Consider the following 2,790-nt stretch of genomic DNA (forward strand, 5'->3'; position numbering starts at 1 on the left):
GAGTTCCGCACGCAAAGAAGGCCACTTAATGTGGCCTTCGTCTTGCGCAGGACTGCCCGAGCAGGCAATCAAATATATTGCGGGCGGGCACGCGGCCCCGTCGGCTTTACGACAGCGCAATACCGCCGAGCCAGCCCCAACGCACGCCAGAGCCAGTGCCATAGAAGCTAATAAACGAATCAAGCGACTTAGACGTAATGGCGCCCTCATTGCTCATGACGATGCCGCCGCCAACATAGATGCCCACGTGGCCATAGATCAGACCCGGCATGCCGGTGCCGCTATGCGATGAGTCGGCCACGATCATGCCCACCTGCAGCGCCGAGCGGTCGGAGCTATAGCACCATGCGTTAAACATATCGCACGCGTTACCGCCAAAGTAGCCAACGCCGGCGTTACGGAAGACATTGGTAACCCACGCCGCGCACCAGTTCTGACCCGGCGAAGGCGTGGAGTAGCACGCGTTGACGACGGCCTGCTGTTTGCCCGAGCCGGCATTCTGTTGCGGGGTTCCGGGCGCATACGATCCGCCACCCGAGCTTGAACCACCCGAGTAGGAATTGTTCTTGTTCGCGGCAGCCGCGGCAGCGGCAGCCTTCCTAGCGGCCTCCTCAGCCTGGGCGGCAGCGATGATCTCGGAATCGCGCTGAGCCATGAGCTCCTTGACGTCGTCGGAAAGACCGTTCAGCACGGTCTGGACTTCTTGCTGCTTGGCCTGCATGTCCTGCATCTGGGCAGTCTGCTGGTCCTTGAGCTTCTCTAAGTCGGCCTTCTGCGACTCGAGCTCGGTCTTTTGCGCATCGAGCTCTTCCTGGATGGTCTGAATGTCCTCGATGGCGTCGCGGTCGCTCTTGTTGATCTTCTCAACGTAATGCGCGTTGGCGACGAGCTCCTCAAACGAGCCAGAGGCCAGCAGCAGCGACAGGATGTTCGTGCCGCCGGACTTGTAGCTGGCGGCCACGCGATCGGAAAGGTCGTTGCGCTTCTTCTTGAGCTCGGCCTTCTTTTCATCGATCTGGGCCTGCGTGTCGTCAATCTTGCCCTGGACATTCTCGATGTCGTTGAGGGTCTGGGCATTCTTGTTGGCCAGCGCCGCATACTCATTTGCGATGCTGTCGAGCTGGGCCTGAACCTCGTCGAGCTGGGCCTGGGCGGCATTCAGTTTATCGGTGGTTTCTTTGGAAGCCTCCGCCGCATGGGCGCGAGCGGGCAGGCCAAAAAGAACTGCCGCAGAAGCGGCGCCGAACAGGGCCTTGAGGGCAGTGCGGCGCGAGAGCTCCTGGGAAAGGATGGAATCGCTGTTTGGTGACATATGTACTCCGTTACATGCTTATTTATATGTCGCTCAACTCATACATATTAGCGTACATATGGCGCGTCCCAACGATTTCCACGAACGGCAGGAAACTGCAAGGTCGGCGGCTCGTAAGCAAATACCAAAGATCAGGTTATGCGTACGCAAGCTCTGTTATGAGTACGTTAACATAATCCTCTGCTTTTCCTACAGCGCACGATTTGGGCGTCCCTGCCTGCGCTATACTCCCCTGAAGAAGTGTTCCTGATTCGATAGGAGACTACATGTCCAAAGCACTCGACCCCAAAGACACCTGCGTCCTCGTTACCGGTGGCGCCGGCTTTATCGGCTCGCACACCGTCGTTCAGCTGCTCGAGGGTGGCTACCAGGTCGTCATCGTCGATGATCTCTCCAACTCCAGCGCCGTCGCCGTCGACCGCGTCAAGACCATCGTGGGCGACGAGGCCGCCAAGAACCTCACCTTCTACGAGGCCAACGTGCTCGACCGCGATGCGATGAACAAGATCTTCGATACCCATCAGATCGACCGCGTCATCCACTTTGCCGGCTTTAAGGCCGTCGGCGAGTCGGTGAGCAAGCCCGTCGAGTACTACCACAACAACATCGAGAACACCCTGGTGCTCATCGACGTCATGCGCAGCCATGGCTGCAAGTCCATCATCTTCTCGAGCTCCTCGACCGTCTACGGCGACCCGGACAACCCGCCCGTCACCGAGGAGGATCCTAAGAAGCCCGCGACCAACCCCTATGGTTGGACCAAGTGGATGATCGAGCAGATCCTTATGGACGTCCACACCGCCGACCCCGAGTGGGACGTCGTGCTGCTCCGTTACTTCAACCCCATCGGCGCTCATCCGTCAGGCCTGATCGGCGAGGACCCCAAGGGCATCCCCAACAACCTGGTGCCCTATGTCGCCCAGGTTGCCGTGGGCAAGCTCGAGGCCGTTCAGGTCTTTGGCAACGACTACCCCACCCCCGACGGCACCGGCGTGCGCGACTACATCCACGTGTGCGATCTGGCCTCTGGTCACGTTGCCGCCCTTAACTGGATGAACGGCAAGACCGGCGTCGAGATCTTTAACCTGGGCACCGGCACCGGCACCTCGGTACTCGAGGTCATCGCCGCCTTCTCCAAGGCTTGTGGCAAGGAGCTGCCCTACGTGATCCGCGAGCGCCGCGCCGGTGACATCGCTGCCAACTGGTGCGATGCCTCCAAGGCCGAGCGTATGATGGGCTGGAAGGCCCAGTACGACATCGCGGACATGTGCCGCGATAGCTGGAACTGGCAGAGCCACAACCCCAATGGCTTCGCCGACGCCGAGTAGCAAAAACCTACATACCGCTCTTGCCCCGATCTCACGTTGTGAGGTCGGGGCTTTTTCATGGCATGTAACCATTCGCCGAAAATCGACCAACTTTTGGTTGATTTCCGATCTCAGCCGAACACATTAGGCGGACAGGCCGTTCCCGCAGCT

General features: G+C 59.5%; 2 protein-coding genes. One reads left to right on the plus strand and one right to left on the minus strand.

From position 1 onward, the window contains the following. Positions 1-106 precede the first annotated feature (106 nt). Positions 107-1,312, minus strand: coding sequence for a coiled-coil domain-containing protein (locus I2D41_RS07085; protein WP_195364042.1), 1,206 nt, complete (start codon positions 1,310-1,312; stop codon positions 107-109). 266 nt (positions 1,313-1,578) lie between these two features. On the opposite strand from I2D41_RS07085, the gene galE reads away from it, so the two are divergent. Then, positions 1,579-2,640: a UDP-glucose 4-epimerase GalE gene (gene galE / locus I2D41_RS07090; RefSeq protein ID WP_195364043.1), complete on the plus strand. Its 1,062-nt coding sequence runs from the start codon at positions 1,579-1,581 to the stop codon at positions 2,638-2,640. The last annotated feature ends 150 nt before the right edge of the window (positions 2,641-2,790 follow it).

Origin of the sequence: Collinsella aerofaciens (assembly GCF_015552075.1) — a bacterium.
Classification (GTDB): domain Bacteria; phylum Actinomycetota; class Coriobacteriia; order Coriobacteriales; family Coriobacteriaceae; genus Collinsella; species Collinsella aerofaciens_Y.

Bases quoted from the DNA above. Each gene is read 5' to 3' on its own strand.
- I2D41_RS07085 (WP_195364042.1), bottom strand. From the start codon at position 1,312: ATGTCACCAAACAGCGATTCCATCCTTTCCCAGGAGCTCTCGCGCCGC.
- galE (WP_195364043.1), top strand. From the start codon at position 1,579: ATGTCCAAAGCACTCGACCCCAAAGACACCTGCGTCCTCGTTACCGGT.